Origin of the sequence: Spirulina major PCC 6313 (assembly GCF_001890765.1) — a bacterium.
Taxonomy (GTDB): domain Bacteria; phylum Cyanobacteriota; class Cyanobacteriia; order Cyanobacteriales; family Spirulinaceae; genus Spirulina; species Spirulina major.
Map to the genome: position 1 here is coordinate 4,759,768 of NZ_KV878783.1, position 20,998 is coordinate 4,780,765.

The 20,998-nt window shown below is 52.6% G+C and carries 19 protein-coding genes; 12 read left to right on the forward strand and 7 right to left on the reverse strand.

The features are described from left to right. Positions 1-61 precede the first annotated feature (61 nt). Positions 62-433, forward strand: a complete 372-nt coding sequence (locus tag SPI6313_RS21055) for a VOC family protein (protein ID WP_072622760.1) — start codon at positions 62-64, stop codon at positions 431-433. Positions 434-487: 54 nt separating this feature from the next. Here the strand turns inward: SPI6313_RS21055 and SPI6313_RS21060 are convergent, their stop codons facing one another. Then, positions 488-931 (reverse strand): Rrf2 family transcriptional regulator, encoded by a 444-nt coding sequence (locus SPI6313_RS21060; protein ID WP_072622761.1) that lies wholly within the window; start codon positions 929-931, stop codon positions 488-490. Positions 932-1,180: 249 nt separating this feature from the next. Between SPI6313_RS21060 and SPI6313_RS21065 the strand changes: the two genes are divergently transcribed. The 4 genes from SPI6313_RS21065 to SPI6313_RS21080 all read left to right on the forward strand — a co-directional run bounded on the left by SPI6313_RS21065 (position 1,181) and on the right by SPI6313_RS21080 (position 3,977). Beyond that, positions 1,181-1,576 (forward strand): AbrB family transcriptional regulator, encoded by a 396-nt coding sequence (locus tag SPI6313_RS21065; protein ID WP_072622762.1) that lies wholly within the window; start codon positions 1,181-1,183, stop codon positions 1,574-1,576. Between the two features lie 275 nt (positions 1,577-1,851). After that, complete coding sequence (locus tag SPI6313_RS21070; RefSeq protein WP_072622763.1) at positions 1,852-2,634, forward strand: radical SAM protein; 783 nt, start codon at positions 1,852-1,854, stop codon at positions 2,632-2,634. A 68-nt stretch (positions 2,635-2,702) separates the two neighbouring features. Next, positions 2,703-3,296, forward strand: coding sequence for a recombination mediator RecR (gene recR / locus SPI6313_RS21075; protein ID WP_072622764.1), 594 nt, complete (start codon positions 2,703-2,705; stop codon positions 3,294-3,296). Between the two features lie 99 nt (positions 3,297-3,395). Beyond that, positions 3,396-3,977, forward strand: a complete 582-nt coding sequence (locus SPI6313_RS21080; RefSeq protein WP_072622765.1) for a Uma2 family endonuclease — start codon at positions 3,396-3,398, stop codon at positions 3,975-3,977. Positions 3,978-4,046: 69 nt separating this feature from the next. On the opposite strand, the gene SPI6313_RS21085 is transcribed toward SPI6313_RS21080, so the two are convergent. Together SPI6313_RS21085 and pedR are read right to left on the reverse strand one after the other, a co-directional pair. Then, positions 4,047-4,580, reverse strand: a complete 534-nt coding sequence (locus SPI6313_RS21085) for a TolB family protein (RefSeq protein ID WP_072622766.1) — start codon at positions 4,578-4,580, stop codon at positions 4,047-4,049. Further along, on the reverse strand, positions 4,567-4,845 hold the full coding sequence (gene pedR, locus SPI6313_RS21090) for a photosynthetic electron transport-dependent transcriptional regulator PedR (RefSeq protein ID WP_072622767.1): 279 nt from the start codon (positions 4,843-4,845) through the stop codon (positions 4,567-4,569). Before pedR ends, SPI6313_RS21085 begins: the two co-directional genes overlap by 14 nt. 197 nt (positions 4,846-5,042) lie before the next feature. Here pedR and SPI6313_RS21095 point away from each other — a divergent pair, with 197 nt between their 5' ends. The 3 genes from SPI6313_RS21095 to SPI6313_RS21105 all read left to right on the forward strand — a co-directional run bounded on the left by SPI6313_RS21095 (position 5,043) and on the right by SPI6313_RS21105 (position 8,928). Continuing rightward, positions 5,043-6,314 carry an RNA-guided endonuclease InsQ/TnpB family protein gene (locus SPI6313_RS21095; RefSeq protein ID WP_072622768.1) on the forward strand — a complete coding sequence of 424 codons (1,272 nt, stop codon included), beginning with the start codon at positions 5,043-5,045 and terminating at the stop codon, positions 6,312-6,314. 97 nt (positions 6,315-6,411) lie between these two features. Next, positions 6,412-7,383 carry a carbohydrate kinase family protein gene (locus SPI6313_RS21100; RefSeq protein ID WP_072622769.1) on the forward strand — a complete coding sequence of 324 codons (972 nt, stop codon included), beginning with the start codon at positions 6,412-6,414 and terminating at the stop codon, positions 7,381-7,383. Positions 7,384-7,491: 108 nt separating this feature from the next. Then, complete coding sequence (locus SPI6313_RS21105; RefSeq protein ID WP_072622770.1) at positions 7,492-8,928, forward strand: dihydrolipoyl dehydrogenase family protein; 1,437 nt, start codon at positions 7,492-7,494, stop codon at positions 8,926-8,928. Between the two features lie 36 nt (positions 8,929-8,964). Here the strand turns inward: SPI6313_RS21105 and SPI6313_RS21110 are convergent, their stop codons facing one another. From SPI6313_RS21110 to SPI6313_RS21120, 3 genes are read right to left on the reverse strand one after another with little or no spacing between them, the layout of a single operon-like run. Further along, on the reverse strand, positions 8,965-9,627 hold the full coding sequence (locus SPI6313_RS21110) for a DUF4276 family protein (protein ID WP_072622771.1): 663 nt from the start codon (positions 9,625-9,627) through the stop codon (positions 8,965-8,967). Between the two features lie 3 nt (positions 9,628-9,630). After that, positions 9,631-10,920: an AAA family ATPase gene (locus SPI6313_RS21115; protein WP_072622772.1), complete on the reverse strand. Its 1,290-nt coding sequence runs from the start codon at positions 10,918-10,920 to the stop codon at positions 9,631-9,633. Between the two features lie 22 nt (positions 10,921-10,942). Then, positions 10,943-12,856, reverse strand: coding sequence for a S9 family peptidase (locus SPI6313_RS21120; protein ID WP_072622773.1), 1,914 nt, complete (start codon positions 12,854-12,856; stop codon positions 10,943-10,945). Positions 12,857-13,064: 208 nt separating this feature from the next. Here SPI6313_RS21120 and SPI6313_RS21125 point away from each other — a divergent pair, with 208 nt between their 5' ends. The 4 genes from SPI6313_RS21125 (at position 13,065) to bioF (ending at position 17,146) form a co-directional block, all read left to right on the forward strand. After that, positions 13,065-13,547 (forward strand): J domain-containing protein, encoded by a 483-nt coding sequence (locus SPI6313_RS21125; RefSeq protein ID WP_072622774.1) that lies wholly within the window; start codon positions 13,065-13,067, stop codon positions 13,545-13,547. 15 nt (positions 13,548-13,562) lie between these two features. Beyond that, positions 13,563-13,838: a DUF3143 domain-containing protein gene (locus SPI6313_RS21130; RefSeq protein WP_072622775.1), complete on the forward strand. Its 276-nt coding sequence runs from the start codon at positions 13,563-13,565 to the stop codon at positions 13,836-13,838. Positions 13,839-14,177: 339 nt separating this feature from the next. Beyond that, positions 14,178-15,992 (forward strand): GmrSD restriction endonuclease domain-containing protein, encoded by a 1,815-nt coding sequence (locus SPI6313_RS21135; protein ID WP_072622776.1) that lies wholly within the window; start codon positions 14,178-14,180, stop codon positions 15,990-15,992. Continuing rightward, positions 15,992-17,146, forward strand: a complete 1,155-nt coding sequence (gene bioF, locus SPI6313_RS21140; protein WP_072622777.1) for an 8-amino-7-oxononanoate synthase — start codon at positions 15,992-15,994, stop codon at positions 17,144-17,146. The genes SPI6313_RS21135 and bioF overlap by 1 nt, the downstream gene beginning before the upstream one ends. 272 nt (positions 17,147-17,418) lie before the next feature. On the opposite strand, the gene SPI6313_RS21145 is transcribed toward bioF, so the two are convergent. After that, positions 17,419-20,427, reverse strand: a complete 3,009-nt coding sequence (locus SPI6313_RS21145) for a plasmid replication protein, CyRepA1 family (protein ID WP_072622778.1) — start codon at positions 20,425-20,427, stop codon at positions 17,419-17,421. Between the last annotated feature and the right edge of the window lie 571 nt (positions 20,428-20,998).

Genomic DNA, 20,998 nt, shown 5'->3' on the forward strand with positions numbered 1-20,998 from the left:
ACAATCCAACCTCGATCGTTGACTGCGGTAGAATCGTCAACTGTGGAATGAGGAGACGATCATGATTCGAGGGTATTTGCATACGGCGATTGTCGTTCGAGATTTGGCCGCAGCACGGCAGTTTTATGAGGGAATTTTAGGGTTAATTCCCGTGGAGCGATCGCTAAACTTCCCCGGCATCTGGTATCAAATTGGCAACAGCCAACTGCATCTCATGGCCACATCTGCCCCCCAATCTGCCCTAGTCAATGCCGAAAAATGGGGGCGCAATCCCCACATCGCCTTTGCTGTTGACGACATTGCTGCCCTCAAAACCACCCTCACCGCCCAGCATTATTCCTTCCAAGTCAGCGCGTCCGGGCGAGATGCACTCTTTGTCCGCGACCCCGACGGCAACGTCATTGAATTAAGTGCTGCTCCATCTTCAACGTAAAGGATGCGCAAGAATCCCCGGAGTGAATCCCCCTTAATCGTTGTGCAACCTCAATCAAACCACAAAATTATGGTCGTTGCGTTGAATGGTTTGTTGGCTGCGAGCATCGTAATATAGATCTGCCAAGGTAATCTCGTAGAGCACGGCTTTTAGTTTCTCATGGAGACGTTGCCACAGACTATACGTCACCCAATCTTCTGCTTGATCTTGATCCGGTTGGTGGTGCGGCAGGGGATTGATCGTCTCTCCGACGGCGGCTAAGATTTGTCCCAATGAAATTTGAGTGGGTTTGTGGGCTAGGCAATAGCCCCCATGGGCCCCTCGAACGGAATAGACTAACCCCGCTCGGCGCAGTTCGATCAGCAGTTTCTCTAAATAGGGAGCGGAGATCCCTTGGCGTTGGGCGATCGCATTAACCGAAGCGGGTTTATGGGTCGGCTGTAAGCTTAGATCAAGCAATGCTTTAACGCTGTAATGAGCACGAGTTGTCAGTTTCATTGTTACTAAATTAACTATGCTTATGAGGATTGTTGTTGAGCCAATCAAGAAAGAATAGAGATCGAAGCCGACAACTCCGCTTAAATTAGTGGAAACTTGATTGACTAACTATGATAGATTGTAGTTTGATGGGTTTATTAAAACTAAATTCTCAAATAACACCATTGTCCTTATTGGGTATCATTCACTGATGGAGCCAGCCTCAGTGACGATACCTAAAGGTTGTCGTCGAATTATCACGAGACATTAATGAGCAAAAAGACTATTCCCACCCCCCTGACGGGCGAAGAGCTTGTCAAAAAAGTCAAGGAACTCGGAAACTCTAGTAAAGATGAAAAGGCGAAAGCCTGCGGTTACTATACGCTCACCAAAAACGGGGTTGAGCGTGTCAACATGATGAAATTCCTCAAGGCCTTAATTACGGCTGAGGGAATTGTGTTAGATGGCGCTGGTAATGGTAACGGTCGTGGTGGACGGTCTGCAAGTTACCGAATTACCGTTCAGTCCAACGGCAATTTGTTAATTGGTTCGGCCTACACAAAGAAAATGGGGCTTGAACCCGGTGATGAGTTTGAAATCACCCTCGGTCGAAAACATATTCATCTCAAGCAAGTCAACGGTGGCGCTTTCGATGAAGAAGAATAAGCTCCTCTAGCAGTCTGTCATCATCATCTATTATTCCAGGATCAATGCTGCTTCTGAATCCGTAAAGTGTTAAGTCGCTTAACACTTTACAGCATTAGTAAATCACATTAAGTTAACGAACTGTTTGTTGACCTAATGTGATTTTTTTTGAGGGAGTGAATCGGGACTGGGGAACCATCGGGGACATTCTGGGCATCGCACCGGGTCTGGGAAGGCAGACAAATGCCCGACGGGGCTGCCATGATGGAAGATGATGCAGGCAGGAGAAGGACAGGATGACCCCACAAGCGTTTTCGACCGTGTACGGGCCGGTGCGATCGTGGCGATACGGGCGATCGCTCGGCATTGATCCCATTGGTACGGTGTCCACTTGTTCGTTTAATTGTGTCTATTGCCAATTGGGTTGTATTGAGCACCTCACCCCCACGCGCTCGGTCTATGTGTCCACGGCTCGGATTGTTGATGATCTCCGCGCTGTGGATCGCGAGGGGGTGGATATTGTCACCCTAAGCGGCAGCGGTGAACCGACGTTGGCGTTAAATGTGGGTGAAATTTTACAGGCGGTACGCGACCGGATCGGGCGACCGAGTTTGGTGCTTACGAATGGGACGCTGTTGGGTGATGCGGCGGTGATCCAGGATTTGGCGGCGGCGGATCGGGTGGCGGTGAAGTTGGATGCTTGGACGGATGGGGCGTTGCGCCGGATTAATCGACCGGTGGCGGGGTTGACGGCGGCGGATCTATGGGCGGGGATCTGTCGGTTTCGCCAGGCTTACCCAGGGCAGTTTGAACTGCAAACGATGGTGCTGCGGCCCTGGTCGGCGCAACAACAGGCTGATTACATCGCTAAACTTCAGCACTTACAGCCCACGGTGGTCTATTTGAATACGCCGTCTCGGCCGAAACCCCGCGAGCGATCGCTCGCGGGGCGGGGTAATGAGGGGGGCGATCGCACCCCTGCCCAGCACTTCCATTGTGTCGATGGCGAGACCCTGGCCGCCCTCGCTGAGACCCTCACCACCGCGACCCAAATTCCCGTAAGATGGAAATCCCCTTGAGCTTGGCCCCATCCGGAGGCTTGGCTGTTGCTGAACGGACGTATTCCCCGACCGAAAGGAGTTAAACCATTTATACGCCTCCCCTTGCCCGGTTAATTGAACAGTTACAAAAACTGCCCAGCGTTGGCCCCAAGACGGCCCAACGTCTCGCCTTGCATATTCTCAAACGGCCAGCGGCAGAGGCGGAGGAGTTGGCGGCGGCGATCGTCAATGCCCGCCATCAGGTGGGCCTGTGCCAAACCTGTTTTCATCTGTCGGCGGAGCCGGTTTGTTCGATTTGTAGCGATCGCACCCGTGACCCCCATACCCTCTGCGTCGTCGCCGATTCCCGCGATGTGATTGCCCTCGAAAAAACCCGCGAATATCGGGGCCGCTACCATGTCCTCGGCGGCGTGATTTCCCCCATGGACGGCATCGGCCCCGATCAACTCAGCATCCAACCCCTGATCCGTCGCGCCAGCAAAGCCGACATCACCGAAATCATCCTCGCCATTAGCCCCAGCGTCGAAGGCGAAACCACCACTCTCTACATCAGCCAACTGGTGAAACCCTTCGTCAAAGTCACCCAAATCGCCTTTGGGCTGCCCATGGGGGGTGACCTGGAATATGCCGACGAAGTGACCCTAGCGCGAGCCTTAGAAGGACGACGCGAACTTCTTTAAATCAACTCCTCCCCCATCTTCCTGTGAACAGGCTGCCAAATATGTCAAGGTGAGAGCGTAACCCTTAACTATCAATCCATATCCCGGAGGTCTAGCACCATGGCGATCGCTACGTCTGAACCTAAAACCTACACCGCCGAAGCCTATCTCGCATTAGAAGTAGCATCCGAACACCGTAATGAATATCGCGATGGAAACATTATTCCCATGACCGGTGGAACCCCTACTCACAACGAATTGAACGCCATGTTGATTTTTCTGTTGAAATCGGCATTACGCAAACAGCCCTACTGTATTTTTGTGACCGATCAGCGGTTGTGGATTCCAGACAAAAATATCTACACCTATCCCGACACCATGGTGACCCCGCGTCCGGTGGAATTGAAACCGGGTCGCACGGATACGGTGGTGAATCCGATTGTAGTGGCGGAAGTGTTGTCACCCTCTACGCAACAGTACGATCGCGCCGAAAAATTCGCGGCCTATCGCACCATTCCCAGCATCCAGGACTATCTCCTCATTGCCCAAGATCAACCCCAGGTTGAACAATATGTGAAACAAACGGCAAAGGAATGGTTATACATTGATCACCAGGGCACAAACGCAACAATGACCCTGCGATCGCTCAATGTGGAGATTGCCTTAGCGGATTTGTATGAGGCGATTTTTCCACGGGATTAATCGCCTAAACAGGCGGCGGAGCCACCTATGGACATGGCCCGGCAGAGCCAGGTCACGAGGATCAAGGATTCAATTTTGGGGTGGGAGTGAGGCGGGGGCTTCAACACCGCGATCGAACACTTCAATATCCCATTGGCCGGTGCGGTTGGTGCTGTAGGCGATGAAACGACCATTGCCGCTGATCGTGGGGTGACGGGCTTCGCCGGGGCGATCGCGGGTGAGGGGTTCGGCGCGGAGACTTTGGCGATCGTAGAGAAATACATCGGGTTTGCCGTATTGTTCCGACACGTAAACGAGATAGCGACCATCGGCGCTGATGTCGGGTTGGTCGGTGAAGATGCCCTGTTGATTCAGGCCGGGGAGGGGGATCAGTTGGCGACGTTGGAGATCGTAGAGAAAAACGCGCTGTTGGCCGCGCCGGTCTGAGGTGAAGACGAGGTATTGACCGCTGTAGGAGAGGCGGGGCTGTTGATCGGCGGCGCGACTGTTGAGGGTGGCTCCAAAGGGGACGGGCGGCGGGGCGATCGCAGTGCGATCGCGACAACCACTGATCCACAGTATCCCCAGCAAACCCACGCGAAAACCCCCGTTAAGCTTGACCATTCACCGACTGCGATGTGGGCAAAACACAACAATTCACCTCATCTAAACAGACCTTGCCCCATTGCAACGCCCAGCGCACCAAGGCAACGCGATTGCCCATCGCTGTTTTGGTCAAAATATTACTGATATGGTTGTCTACCGTTCGTTTACTGATCGCGAGTTTTTCCGCAATATCTTGATTGGTCAGCCCATTGGCGACCAGTTCAATGATTTGCACTTCCCGCTCAGATAATGTTATGGGAGTGGAAGGGTGAGACTCTGTCATGAAAATGTTCCTAAATAGTGATTTTTACTTACTCTATCTTAAGTGTTGCCAGAGGACTCCCGTTATACCGACGACAGGAGGTTAACGGTGAGATGAATGGAAACCCCCAACGAAACCGACCAACGGGAGACAGCTTACACAAATCGACATATTGTGTAGATTGAGCTAAAGTCAGAGAAGTATTAGCAGTGGAACGAATGCTGACCTTGACTTACGAGTACAAGCTCATCCCAGATAGACAGCAAACTGAGGTAATCGAGCACACCTTGACTGTTTGCCGTTCGGTCTGGAATTATGCGTTGCGTGAGCGTAAAGATTGGTTAGCGTCTCGGAAATCCCCAGTTAACGCTTGTTCATTAAAACAGGAGTATATTGTCCCGCCTGATGTCCCTTATCCCAATTATCACAATCAAGCCAAAGCCTTAACAAAAGCCAAGCATACCAATGAAATTCTCAAATCAGTGAATGCTCAAGTTCTACAGCAAGTGCTAAGAACATTAGATAGGGCATTTGCTGAGATGCAGTCTAAAAAGTTAGGATTTCCTCGCTTTAAGAATAAGTACAGGATGCGATCGTATGTGTATCCTCAAATGCTAAAAAACTGTGTTAAAGGCAATCAAATTAAGTTGCCCCAATTAGGATGGGTAAAATTCAGAAAGTCCAGAGCAATACCGGATGGGTTTGCATTAAAACAAGCTCGGATTGTGAGGAGAGCATCAGGCTACTTTGTGATGCTTTCTCTGCAATTCGATGTCAGTATTCCTGACGTTCCGTTCCATGGACATCCATTGGGGATTGACTTGGGCTTAGACAAATTCCTGGCGACAAGCGATGGCGAACTTGTGGATAGACCAAGATTCTTAAACCCGCTACAACGCAAGCGGAAGTTGCTGCAACGTAGATTAAGGAATAAGCAGAAAGGGTCTAACAATAGACACAAGTTAAACCAAAAAATAGCGAGATTAAATCAACGAATTTCTGACACTCGTAAAGACTGGCATTTTAAGTTAGCTCATCACCTTTGTGATCAATCCCAATCAATATTTATTGAAGATATTGATTTTAGGGCATGGGGTAGAGGGATGCTTTCTAAGCACTGTCTTGATGCTGGCTTTGGACAGTTTGTCACTATTCTCAAATGGGTGGCATGGAAACGAGATGTTTTTCTCTGTGAAGTTGACAAGAACTTTACCTCGCAGATTTGCCCTAATTGTGGTTTTCATACTGGCAAGAAAACCCTTGATGTTAGAGACCATCATTGTCCAGACTGTGGCTATCAAACTCATCGAGATGTAGCCGCAGCACAAGTGATCCGAAATCGTGGGGTAGAAGCATATGCGCTAGGGCATAGCGTATCGGAAAATGCCTGTGGAGATGGTCTGACGGGGGTGGTAACGCCTAGTCCAGAATCTGTGAAGCAGGAAATCTTGAATGTGAATTTAAGAATCCCCCGTTATAGCGACGTATGAGCTTAACGGGGGGAATGCCAATCTAAGGAATGTTGACTGTCTAAATGGTGGTCTCGATTCAGAATGTTGTAGTTTTTATACTTTGCCGAGTAAAAGTATGGTGCGTGTGATCGGGATTGGCGAATTGCTGTGGGATGCCCTGGCCGTGGAGGCGGGCATCGCGCCTGAGGCGGTGACGCACTGGACAAAACAGGTGGGTGGGGCCCCGGCGAATGTGGTGTGGGGTTTGAATCGCTTGGGAACCTCGGCGGCGCTCCTGGGGTGTGTTGGCACCGATGCGGCGGGCCAGGAGTTACTGCATCGCTATCGGGCGGCAGGGTTTGAGATGACAGGGATGCAGTCTCACCCCACGGCTCCCACTCGTGAGGTGTACGTGGCACGCACGGAAATGGGCGATCGCACCTTCGGCGGGTTTGGCGATCGCAATCCCGCCGATTTTGCCGATGCCCAATTAGACGGAAATCAGTTTCCCCTCGCGCTGTTCCAAGCTGCTGATGTTTTGGTGTTGGGGACGATTGCCCTCGCCTATCCCACCAGTCGGGCGGCCCTGTGGCGGGCCCTGGATTTGGCGGATCAGTATCATTTGCGGATTGTGCTAGATGTCAATTGGCGACCGATGTTTTGGCCCGATCCCACCGCTGCCCCGGAGTTAATCGCTGAACTCTGGCCGCGGGTGGATTTTGTCAAACTCGCCCAGGAAGAGGCGCACCTCTTTTTCAACACCACCAATCCGGCGGCGATCGCGGAATATTTAGACAGTGTCGAAGGGGTGATGGTTACCCAGGGGGGTGAAGGCGCGATCGCCTATTGTCTCTCGGAAAATGTCGGCCAGGTTGATCCGTTTGCTGTGCCCGTCGTGGATACCACGGGCGCGGGTGATGGTTTCGTGGCGGGCTTCGTCCATCAACTTTGTGCCCAAGGGGTGACCAGTTTAGGTGATCCGGACAAAGCGAAAGCGATCGTTACCTATGCCGCTGCGGTCGGAGCGTTGACGACCCAAAAATTAGGTGCGATCGCCGCCCTCCCCACCGCCAACGATGTCCAAACCTTCCTCCATCGTCACCATTAACCCCCTCTCAGCAAAGATTCAGTATCTTTTCAGTTCTTCTGCCGGAATTCCTGACTACACTGACGATCAAAGCGAGCTTACAGATCTGAGCGTTGGGAGGAGAATAGCATGGCAGTGGATTATGATTTGGTGATTATTGGTGGCGGTTCCGGTGGGCTGGTGGTGGCCAGTGCCGCCGCCCAATTAAACGCCAAAGTTGCCCTGGTGGAAAAAGACAAGCTCGGCGGTGATTGCCTCTGGCATGGCTGTGTACCGAGTAAATCCCTGATCCATGCGGCCCGCGTTGCCTACGACACCCGTCACGGTTCCCGGTTTGGGGTCTATGCTGACCCGCCCCGGATTAATTTCCGCGAAGCCATGGGCCATGTCCATAACGTGATCCAAACCATCGAACCCCACGATTCCCCGGAACGGTTTCGCGGCCTGGGGGTGGAGGTGATTTTCGGCTCTGGGCAATTTTGCGATCGCACCACATTCGAGGTCAACGGCCGCCGCCTCACCGCCCGCGCCTTTGTGATTTCCACCGGATCGCGCCCCGCGATTCCCCCCGTTGATGGCCTCACCGAGGCCGGATTCATCACTAACGAGCAAGTTTTCGCCCTCACCGAATGCCCTAAAACCCTCGCGTTAATCGGTGCGGGGCCCATCGGCTGCGAACTGGGCCAAGCCCTCCATCGTTTAGGGTCGAAAGTGACCATTCTTTCCAGTCGCGATCGCATCTTGCCCAAAGAAGATCCCGACGCTGCGATCGTCGTTGAAAAACAACTCGAATCCGAAGGCATCCGCATCCTCAACAACACCCGCGCCGAAAAAGTCCGCATCATCGACGGCAAAAAACACATCTGGGCCGCCGGCGAAGAAATCATCGTCGATGAAATTCTCGTTTCCGCCGGTCGCCTGCCCAACGTCGATAGCCTCAACCTTGCCGCCGCCGGAGTCGCCTACGACAAAACCGGCGTTAACGTTGACGCTGCCCTCCGCACCAGCAACCCCCGCATCTACGCCTGCGGCGACGTGATCGGCGGCTATCAATTCACCCATGTCGCGGGCTACGAAGCCGTTTACGTCCTCACCAATGCCCTGTTTAGCCCAATCAAAAAATTCTTCCCCAGTAAAATCAACTATCGCGTCATTCCCTGGGCCACCTTCACCGATCCTGAACTGGCACGGGTGGGACTGAGTGAACAACAGGCCCGCGATCGCTACGGCGACGACATCACCATTCTCAAACAACCCTTCTCCGGCGTTGACCGCGCCCAAGCCGAAGGCTCCACCGACGGATTTTGCAAAATCATCACCCGCAAAAATGGCGAAATCCTCGGCGCTCACATGGTCGGTCCCATGGCGGGTGAACTAATCCATGAAATCGTTCTCGCCATGGCCAATAATCTCCCCGTCGCCAAACTCACCGGCATCCACATCTACCCCACCCTCGCCGAAGTCACCAGCAAAACCGCCCTCCTCCACCAAAAACAACGCTACGCCCAACAAACCGGCTTACAAAATTTCCTGTGTAACCTCTTCACTTTCTTCCGTCGCTTTTGATGGGATGTAGGACGGTAATGAGAGGCGATCGCTGTCCTAGGGAGATGCGATCGCCCGACGCAATTTGTCCCGAAAATAACAAAAACTAGGCGATCGATTTCGATCAACCTCCATCTGCGGAGGAATGGTCTGGGCCCACATCATTTTTTCTTGACCAACACTTTTACCCCCTTGGCTCGTTAACCGTTTCGCTCCTCCAGTTGCGATCGCATCCGCTAAAAGTTCCCAAGTGCCACAAATCGCATCATTCTCATAGGAATTCAAAACAGACTCTTTCACCTGTGGATATGCGGATTTAATAGCATTGAAATCCCCTAAATACCATGCCTCTCCCTCCTCAATTGCAAGACAAAAATATGTTTCTGGTTGAGGCGATGACCGCTCCAAGCAGGCGATCAACTCTTGGCGAAACTGATGTAAGCAGCGATCGTCCAAATCACAAATAATCATCAATACGGCGGGATAGCTCGTAGGATACTTGGCAAATGTTTGACCATAGCCCTGAATCAGTCGAGGCAGTTGATCGAGCAAAACTCGTTTTTTGGGATCTAGATTAGGATTTAGGTTTGGCGGAATACGCCCAGTACCTTTATAGGCGTGAACGGTAAAAGTATGTTGATCACAATCGATGATTTTCGGAATGAGAATCTCTAGGGCTGTTTTTCCTGATTGGTCTTCAATCAAAACTTCAAAATGCATACATTATCTTGAGTCTAAGTAATCACTATACCAAAGACCACCTAAAGGCAGACCCTGATCCACAAAACTCTGAATTAAAGGATCATCGCTGGCCCGTCTCATCTGCGAAAACCCATCCTCTCCTTTTTCTAAAACCCACACTTCATCCGGTTTTAGCGCATCCACAAAATAGGGCTGATGGGTTGTGATAAAAACCTGAGACCCTCCTTTTCTTCCGGTGGCATGGTTCCGGAATTCCTGCGCCAAGGTTTCGAGTAACTTATGATATAAACCGTTTTCCGGTTCTTCAATGCAAATAAACGGGGGGGGTGATGGATCTTCTAACAGGAGTAAGTAGGCAAAAACTTTCAATGTCCCATCTGACATTTGCTGAACATAGAACGGATCATCAAACCCTTTATCATTGAACTTCAGTAAGAGCCGACCATCAGGACTTTTTTCGGTGCTTATTTGATGAATTCCCGGTATTTTTTGCGAAATGCTCTCAAGCACCGCACGGAATTTGCGTGGATGCTCTCGCTCCATAAATTGCACCACATTGCCTAAATTATCGCCGTGAATATTCAGATGTTTTTGCGGCCCTGCTAACGGTAAACTACGAGCCGCATCAGGCGTAAAGTAACTGAGATACCACCCTTCAATAAATCTCCGAAATAGGGTAATCCGGGGATGTTGCTTTAATGCACCTAATGTCGCGATACCGAGACGACGTTGATCGCTCAGTTCAACTACCTCAGTTTCCTTGCTTTCCTCAGAATTACTCTGATTAAGCTGCTTAATGAGCGTGATTAAATCGAATGGTTCTTGATCTTCATTCACTTGTTGCCCTTCTTCTTCCCCTTTCCAGGCTATCCCTTTTCCCTCATTGAGCATTAAAAATGACAATGGCCAACCTGTTTTTTGCCCCTTCCGTCGCTGCCGTAGTCGTTCTTTTTTGACAAAGGGCCGACCCGATGGATCAAGATCAATCGCGAGTTCATAGGTGATGGGGCGTGACGTTTGATCTTCTTTGTAATAGAGTTCAAATTCAATGCTGCCGTTTTCACCTTGAGACCGAATGCGCTGAAATCCCCCGCGTCCCCGTGCATCACAGGCTTCTTCCACGCCATTTTTGAGACAATCTGCCAAAAACCCAAAGGCATCAAAAAGGGTACTTTTTCCGGCTCCATTTTTACCAATCACGGCAGTCATGGGGGTGAGGGATTTTTTCGCTTGACTATTCCAGAGTTTGCCGAGGGTGATGTTTTTGAGGGTGCGGTAGTTTTTGATTTTAATGCCTTCAATTCCGGCCATGGTGGAGTTGTTCTATTTTGAGTTAAGCGGGTAGGTTGATGATTTCGACGGGGGGGAGGGATTCGGCGGGGGTGAAGTTGAAGACGCGGCTGTAGAAGTAGAATTCGCCGTCGAGGGCGCGTTTGATGTTTTCGGCTTTGCGGAAGCCGTGTTGTTCGCCCTCGAAGGGGACGTAGGCGACGGGGAGACCTTTGGTTTTGAGGGCGTTGACCATCAGTTCGGCTTGGTTGGGGGGGACGACTTTGTCTTCGAGGCCTTGGAAGAAGATGACGGGGCAGGCGAGTTGTGCGGTGTGGTGGATGGGCGATCGCGCTTCATACACTGCTTTATCCTCAGGATATTTGCCGATCAAGCCGTCCAGATAGCGGGCTTCAAATTTGTGGGTATCTTGGGCGAGGGCTTCGAGGTCGCTCACGCCGTAGTAACTCGCGCCGGCTTTAAACACATCTTTAAAGGTCAAGGCCGCGAGGGTGGTGTAGCCGCCCGCACTGCCGCCGGCGATCGCTAACCGTTCGCGATCCACTCGGCCCTGTTCGGCAAGATAAACCGCCACATTCGTGCAGTCATCCACATCCACAATCCCCCAATTCCCGTTTAAGCGTTGGCGATAGGCGCGTCCGTAGCCGGTGCTGCCGCCATAGTTCACATCCACATAGGCAAAGCCGCGACTAGTCCAATATTGAATCCGGAGGTTGAGGGTGGCTGAGGCGGCGGCGGTGGGCCCGCCGTGGCTTTTCACCAGGAGGGGGGGCTGTTCGCCGTCGGGGGCGGTGTAGTCTTGGTTTTGGGGGGGGTAATACCAGGCGTGGGCGGTGTGGCCGTCGGTGGTGGGGAAGGCGATCGCTTCGGGGCTGGAGAGATAGCCGGGGTCAACGGTGAGGCTGCTGGCGGTTTTCAGGGTTTCATGGTCGCCGCTGGGGAGGTGGAGGCGGATCAGTTGGGTGGGTTGGGTGGGGGAACCGGCGATCGCATAGACCACATCGCCGCTGATTTGCAGCGATCCTAAACTCGTAAAGGGTAGATCGATCGGGGTTAATGTGCCGCTGGTGAGATCCAACTGGGCGAGGTAGTCCTGGCCGTTTTGGCTATAGGTGCAAATCAGGCTCTGGGCATTGCGGAAGCGGTAGGGCTGCACGCCAAAAACCCAATGGGGGTAGCCAAATTCTGCTGCCTGTTCATAAACAAGCTCAATCCCGTTCTGATCGCGGTACAGATTCCACCAATTATTGCGATCGCTGACAAAATACAGCACCCCATCCGGTGACCACAGCGGCGCACAGATCGACTCAGTTTTATTCCCTGCCACGCGGCGCGGTAGCCCTAGTTTCCCGGATCTATCAAATTCCGCCACCCAAAGCTGTGTCCCGTCCCAGGGCATTTGGGGATGGTGCCAATCCACCCAGGCCAGGCGCGAGCCATCGGGACTGAGACGGGGTGAGGCGTAGAAATCGCTGCCGGTGACAATTGGGGTAACAGTTCCTGTGGTGAGGTCAACACTCACCAGTAAATTTTTAGGCTCGTGACCCCCTTGGCTGTGGTCTTCGCCGACGGCAATTAAGCGGTTGCGATCGCGATCCAGTTGCATTTCAGCGTAGCGGTGCTGATTTTCGGGGGTGAGGGGTTGGGGTTCTGCTCCGGGGGCGTGGTGATAGATGCGTTGATCGGCAAAATTGACAAAATAAATCACCCCATCGGCAATCAACGACGCACCGCCGCCGTATTCATGGACACGCGATCGCACATTAAACGGCGCTGGCGTGCAGTCCTGCTCCCCCTGGGCTTGGACAATCACCGTCCGTCCCCCTTCCGAGGGCCGACTTTCCACCCAATACAAAGCCTCTCCATCGAGGGCGACTCCTCCCAAACCAATGGAACTCGACACAATCAAATCAGACGTAATCGGAGATTGCCACGTACCAAAGGGAGCCGTATTCATAGGGGTTTTTAGGAATCAGGAACGATCAAAGCATGACTGGCCAATATTTTACGGGGGATTGTCCCTTGATAGTAAGCTTGATTCCACAGAATATTCAGATCGATGAAGATCTCCCACCATCAGGGCAGCAACGGCGATCGCAACCGGGCCTGCTCAACCGAGACGGGGCGATCGTCGTTAGAATAGGTCAGAATTTTCTGTTGTTGCCATGGCCTCAGAGTCTGATCATCGCCCGCCCACCCCAGAAACCCGCATTCTCAACAGCTACTATGGGATCTTGGGGATTCACCCCTCCGCATCGGTGCTAGAAATCCGTCGCACCTATCGAGACTTGAGCAAAAAATACCACCCCGACACCACCGAATTACCCCAAGCCGTGGCCACGGCCAAGTTTCAACAACTCAACGAAGCCTACGCCACCCTGAGCAATCCCCAACGCCGTTTGCTCTATGATGCTCAAATTGGCTATTCTCGCTGGAACGTGATTCAGCCCGATCCCCCCGATTGGTCAGCCGCTGCGGATCAAGATTGGCCCCGCTCGGCCTATCTCGACCCCAGCGATCGCCCCCTATCTTCCGGGGAACTCTTCGCCCTCTGTATCTTGGGGGTGACGTTTCTCGGTTGTTTGCTCGTCGCGATCGCCGTTGGTCTCGCCCAAGGAGAGACCGCGTTTCAACTGCCCACCCCGTAACTCAAGACCGAACCCATGACTGCCCTACCCACCCCCGAAACCCCCCTGTATAACCACCCCCTCCCCGCCCTCGAACAGTGGCTCACCACCATGGGCTGTCACCAAGACCGCGACCAACTCAACCGCTGGACGATCGCCTGTCCCACCTGGCAAGCCGAAATTCTCTTAGAAGTCGAAGAAGTATCGGTGCGCTACATCGATGCGGGAGACGGGATGAAGGATATTGTGCGATCGTTTAAATATTCCCTCAGTCGCAATGATGTGGAAGCAGCCGTGTTTTCCGGTCCCTAGAGTGCGATCGGTAGGTTGTGACTTCACGTGAACGCGAGAGGCTTGCCCAACATTTCCGCCCCAAAAGCCCAACCATCTCCGGACTGTTGATGTCCCCTGACCCGCCCAAATGATAGTTGAGAGTTGCTCGATCTATTGTGTTAACTGTTGGAGTTGTTCGGTTTCGAGGTAACAATGCAGGCGAGAGGTGTGCTGAGCTCAATCACAACAATGAACGCTGGAGCAATTCCATCTTTGCGTGAAATTCACATTTTTTGAACTCAATTCGTACCATCGATTTTTTGTATCAAGTCTCATCATACAATAGGAACAATATGTAATCATGATCCAGAGACTTGTATGACTCCTTTCACAATATTTGACAGCACGAAAGAATCGCTATCAGATGTCCTCCAAAGTATCAAAACAGGAAAATCACAGCTTCCTGATTTTCAACGTGGTTGGGTCTGGGATGATGAACATATTCGGGGTTTATTAGCCAGTATTGCCTTGTCCTACCCAATTGGTACTGTCATGCTACTCCAAACTGGCAATCCTGATGTGAAGTTTCGACCACGCCTTGTCGAAGGGGTAGAACTTGACTCTCCACCAGAACCAGAACGCTTAATTTTAGACGGGCAGCAACGGTTAACTTCCTTATTTCAAGCCCTATTTTCAAATCGTCCCGTCTTAACATATGACACTCGAAAAAGGAAAATAAAGCGTTGGTATTATCTCGATATTAATAAAGCCATTGATCCTTATTGTGATGCCGAAGACTATATCATTAGTCTTCCTGAAGGTCGAAAACTCTTTAACTTTCGCAATGAACTGCAATATGACTATTCAACACGAGAAAAAGAATGTGAGTCAGAACTCTTACCTCTACCTTTGATTTTTGATGGCGATCTAACACAATGGCAAATGTGTTATTTGAATAGCAAGCCTGAAGGCGTACAAGAAAGACTAAAAAAATGGAATGATTTAGATCGTGTTATCCAGCGTTACAAGCAATATCAAGTTCCGATTATTTCACTGCGCAAAGAAACCCCCAAAGAAGCAGTATGTCAAGTTTTTGAGAAAGTCAATACAGGTGGTGTTGCGCTGACAGTTTTTGAACTCATCACAGCAACATTTGCGACAGACAATTTTAGTTTACGGGATGATTGGTCAGAGCGTGAAAAACGATTCCGTCATCATAATGTTTTAGATTCTCTTGAAAGTACCGATTTTCTGCAAGCTATCAGTTTATTGGTAACCAGAGAACGACGCATTGATTTTCTGGAAAATCAAAGTGAGTCAGACCGTTCGCCTGCGATTAGCTGTAAGCGTAAGGATGTACTGCGTCTCACATTAAAGGACTATCAAAAATGGGCAGATTTGGTCACAAAGGGATTTGAAAAAGCAGCTCGACTATTACAATCAGAATATATTTTCTCAGCACGTGATCTGCCATATCGAACGCAGCTAACCCCCATGGCAGCAATGTTTGCCGTGTTGGGCGATCGCGCTGATAATGATGGTATTCGGCGCAAAATTGCCCGGTGGTATTGGTGTGGTGTCTTTGGTGAGTTGTATGGTGGCTCAATTGAGACCCGGTTTGCGAAAGATTTGCCCGAAGTTTTAGCTTGGATTGATGGAGGCACAGAGCCTGACACGATTAATGATTCTAATTTTGCTCAATCTCGATTAATGACATTAAAAACGCGGAATAGTGCAGCGTATAAGGGCTTATTCGCGTTGTTAATGCGTGATGGTGGTCAGGATTTTCGTACAGGTGAGCCGATGGGTTCTCAGTTGTATTTTGAAGACACAGTGGATATTCATCATATCTTTCCAAAGCAGTGGTGCCAGAAAAATAAAATCGATGATAAACGCTGTAATAGTATTATCAACAAAACACCAATTTCCGCTAAGACCAACCGTATGATTGGAGGCAATGATCCATCTAGATATTTAAAACGCCTACAGGAAAACGCCGAAATTCCAGATACTCGTATGGATGAAATTTTAAAGTCTCATTGCATCAATCCAAATGCACTACGCAGTGATGATTTTAATGTTTTTTTTGAAGATCGCGAGAATGCACTAATTTCTAGGATTGAACGTGCAACGGGTAAGGTTGTGGCGCGTGATGCAGTCTGGACGAATCCGGAGGAGGATGCGGAGGAGTGATGGACAGGACTGATCCCTATGGATGGTTGGAAAAATCCTTGGCGACGATTCGGCGGGCGCAGTGGCATCGGGCGGTGAAGCCGTTGGCGGGGAAGGCGGGGCCGACGATTACCCTAGAGGGGCGATCGCTGCTTAATTTTGCCAGTAATGATTACTTGGGGTTGGCGGGGGATGAACGGCTGATCGCGGCGGCCGTGGCAGCGGTGCGCACTTATGGGACGGGGAGTACGGGGTCGCGGCTCACCAGTGGTCAGCGGGAGATTCATCAGGCCCTCGAAACCGCGATCGCCGCTCTCAAGCAGACCGAAGCCGCCCTGGTGTTTAGCTCTGGTTATTTGGCGAATCTGGGGGCGATCGCGGCGTTGATGGGCCCACGGGATCTGATTGTGGGCGATCGCTATAACCATTCCAGTCTTAAGGCTGGGGCGACCTTGAGCGGCGCGACGGTGCTGGATTTTGCCCATAATGATCTCGCGGATCTGGCCGCTGTGCTCGCCCAACACCGCCCCCACCATCGCCGCTGCCTGATTACCGCTGATAGCGTCTTTAGTATGGATGGGGATCTGTGCCCACTGCCGGGCCTGTTACAACTAGCGCGGGACTATGACGCGATGGTGCTCGTTGATGAAGCCCACGGCACGGGGGTGATGGGGGCAACGGGGGCGGGGGTGGTGGAGCATTTTGGTTGTACAGGACAGCCGTTGATTCAAGTGGGGACGCTGAGTAAGGGTCTGGGGAGTTTGGGGGGGTATGTGGCGGGGTCGGCGATGGTGATTGATTTTCTGCGCAATCGGGCCCCCAGTTGGATCTATACGACGGGGCTATCGCCGGGGGATACGGCGGCGGCCTTGGCAGCGGTGCAGGTGGTGAAGACAGAACCGGAACGGCGATCGCACCTCTGGCGCAATGTGGCCCAATTGCGAGACATACTAGGGGCAACGTTTGACCTGCTGCCTTCGGAGTCCCCGATTCTCTGTGCGAAGATGGCGAGTCCCGCAACGGCGTTACAGATGTCGGCTCAGTTGAGCGATCGCGGCATTTTCGTGCCCGCCATTCGTCCCCCCACCGTTCCCACAAGCCGCCTCCGCTTTTCCGTGATGGCCACCCATACCCCGGCCCAGTTAGAACAAGTGCGGCAGGCGTTGCCGGGGTGATCGAGAGGAACAGGAGTGAGCCAGATTAGCAGGAGTGAGCCAGAGGCTCACACTACCCCATTGCTGTCATTCCCTGGAGTGCGAGCTTCTAGCTCGCTGCCCTAATTAGGGGGAGCAAGTACGACCACGACTGTTAGAGCAGGAGTGAGCCAGAGGCTCACACTACCCCATTGCTGTCATTCCCTGGAGTGCGAGCTTCTAGCTCGCTGCCCTAATTAGGAGGAGCAATTGCAGGCTAGGTCAACATTTGCACGCTATGGATAAGCAGTAGCTCACGCGAAGAGGCTTAACTGTTCATAGCCCTCATCTAAGGGAGTAAGACCTAACGAGGTGGGTTGTTCTGGCCAGCCGTCGGGGTCGCAGGGGGTTTCGCGTTGGAGCCAGGCGGTGAAGACGGCAGCGCGGCCATCGTTGGGGGGTTCGATTTGGTAGACGCGGATGCGCTTGCTGCGGCTGCGTTTGGTCTTACCGGGAATGCGTTGGCCTTCGCACTTGATGCACTGCACCCCATAGCCCAATTGTTCTAAACAGCGCCGCAAAATCAAGACCGCACTGGCATTTTTAGCAATGCCGACCCCCAGAGCGGCTTTGATGAAGGTGCGATTGGCGATCGCTAACTGTTGCAGCGCCACTAAATCCGCGTCGGTGTTGCGAAGCTGGCGCTGGGGATTGTTCAACAGCGTTGAAATTCCTAAAACATCAAGCGTGCCAATCACCGCCCCCAACTGCGACCGATTAAAGTCCGGCGCAAAAATGGCCCCATCTCCCTGCAAAATCATCTGTTGGGCGAGGTTCGCATCCCGTTCCGTCAGGTAGGGACGGCCCAGGGTGAGGTAGTAATGGAGGCGCAGTTGTTGATACCAACCTTGGTCATCCCGTTCCACGAGATCCGGCGTGACTTCGATGCCGTAGCGGAGTTTAAGGTCATGTTTGCGCACTTGGCGGCGTTGGTCAGGGGTTTTGACCAGTTGTTTTTTGAGGTGTTGATAGTCGGGGGTGGTGAGGTCGGCGGCGGTGGCGATCGCACTGCATTCATCCTGATAGTTGCGATCGCGCACCTCCGCCACCACATCCCCCAGGGACGGGCTAGGCTCTTGGCCGGGGTCATGCTCCGCTATGGGGAGGGGGACAGGTTCGAGCACCGGGATCAGGTGATGGCCTTCGCCCCGGAGTGCCGCCAAGACGCGATCGCGATAGTGGATCATCGCCGCATTCACCCGCACCGCCAACTGTGCCCAACAGAGCAACGATTCCGCCTGAAACCCCGTTTCAAGATCATCTAACCCCGTGAGATCCGACTGTTGCAAGAGGCGGATATTCAGTTGGGTCAGCCGTTGTCCCGAATCGAGGAGAGAGGCGATCGACGTAGACCCATTCCCCACCGTATTAAACCCAAAGGGCGCGATCCACAGATGCCGCGACACATTTTCCCGCACCCGACTCAAGGCCTGCCGCACCGAATTTTCCGCCTGCACCCCCTGGGCAATCCCCCACACCGAGGTGAAATGTCCCCGCAGATCAATACTCACCCCCGTTTCCAAACAGGGACTGGTCAGCACCACATCATACTGCTGTAAGAGAACATCGAGTTGCTCCAAACATTGGGCGGCGGGATGGGTGGCATCGGCGAGGGATTCCGAATCAATGCGGAGAATTTTCAGGGTGGGAAACTGTTGGCACAGATAGGCTTCGAGGTTGGAGGTTCCCCATTGACTGCGCACTTTTTGCGCCGACAAACAGACGAAGGGCTTGCCGCCGTCCCGAATGTGCTGCTCTAGATCGTGAACGAGGCGATCGGGGGTGGGGTCGGAATAGTGATAAACGTCCCAGGCTTCGGTGGTGGGTTGCCAACGGTTTTCGACGATGAACGGGGTGAAATCCACCCCCGCGAGGGATCGAAGGTAGTCAATGGATACATCGCTGAGATCCGCATCGGCCACATAGACCTGACCCCGCCCCCCCAAGACGTTTTGCATCAAGGTTTTGAAGGATTTTAAAATGGCGACGCGGTTGCCGCTACAGGTGCTGGAGTTTAAGCCATGCCAGAGGACTTGCTCAATTTCATCAATAATCACTACGCCATCTTGCCAGTCAGCGGCGTTAAAACTGGCGCGGGAATGGGGATGCAGCGAATCAATGCAGAGACCATAACCGCCGGTGGAGCCGTCGGGGTGGGTTTGGACTTCGCTGATGTATTGGAGGCCGAACCGTTGGCAGAGGTCTTCCACGAGGCGGACGCGGTGGCCGATGACGAGCACCCATTGGTGACGGGCGATCGCATCGGCTACCACTTTCTCTAAAAACTGGGTTTTGCCGGTTCCCTTGGGGGATTTAATCCCAATTAATTGGGCTTGGTGGGGAATGCTGAGGGGGGGAATGTAGCGATCGTTGAGGGAAATTTGGGCCGGGTGGGTGAGTTGGGTGAAGGTGGTGGCCTTCCAGGTTTCAAAGGGCAGCGCCTCACGATAGGCGGCTTCAAATTCTGCTTGGCCCATCTGGGCAATCAGATCATCGACACCTTTGCCATCCTGCGCATCCCAGGACACAATCCGCACCTCACACTCTTGCTGATGGAGGAGATAGGCGGTTTGGCGGATCGCGGCGTTGACGGCTTTGATCGTGTGGGGTTTGCGGTCTTGGTCGAAGACGATGTACACCGGGCGGCGTTGGGCGAGTTTGGCCAGTTGGGGAATGAGGCGCGATCGCCCCGTGCGTTCTCCATGGTCATTGCGGGGGGTACGATAGCCGCCATTGACTCCCGGCAGGGCGATCGCCGCAAACCCAGCGGTGAGCAATGCCCCGGCTTTTTTCGCCCCTTCGGTTAAACAAAGGGGAATATCAGGATGATCAGCGAACCATTGCCAAAACGCGGTATCCGAATGGGTGGCGGCATCGTAGGGATGATCATAACGAGCGGCGATTTTTTGGGCGATGTGGAGGGGAACTCGCAGGGCGAACACGCCCGTTTCAGCCTGGGGCGGGTGTTCGTACTTAATCACTTTGCGGCGATCGGCACTGTGGCGCGGGGTAATCGGTTTAAAACAGCCCCAGAGGTCTTCGTTACCGGTGAGCAGATCTACCCCAGAACACCACCAGCCGCCTTGGTCTAAATGGTGGTAACGGTTGAGGATGCGATCGCGCAATCGCCCATCATTCCGGCGGGGCAGCGTGTCGGCATAGAACAAATAATCGTAGCTACTATTGCCGGTTAACGCACGGACGTTTAATTGGGTGAGTTCATGATCCACGCCACTCGCGGCCCATTCCTGTAGATGATTCATGGTGTATGGCTCTCCCTTCTCTGATGCGGACTCTTATCCTACGCTATATCTAGCGTATCAGATTGTTTTTTTTTATAAAAAACACTAGACGTGGAGAAGTTCTAGCAACGTGCGGCTCTGGGTCACTGCCCCACGAGATGCGCACCAACGACGGGAAATTCATTGTAGAGCATGATCCGACAGGCAATCCCACTATTGCCAACGCAAGATCGGCATCCCCTCCGGCAACTCCGCAATTGCCCCTGCTTGCGGCTTTGCTGATGTTGCTCGTTCACCCCTCACCCCAAATCCTTCTCCCACGGGGCTATTGCTTATCTATAGCAGTGGTCGAGATCGTTAGGCCAGGCAAGGCAGCGAGCTAGAAGCTCGCACTACAGAGGATTCCAGGCAAGGCAAGCAAAGGGCTGGAAGTCAGAGAGCATCACTGCCCTGAGTGTGGGTATCGGACTCATCGTGAGCATGCCGCAGCAGAGATGGTTTTGCATCGCGGACTAGAGAACGTAGTAGCCCAGGGACTCTGGGGAACGGAAACAGCCTGTCAAGTCGATCTGTCGGGGGTCTACGACCTAGA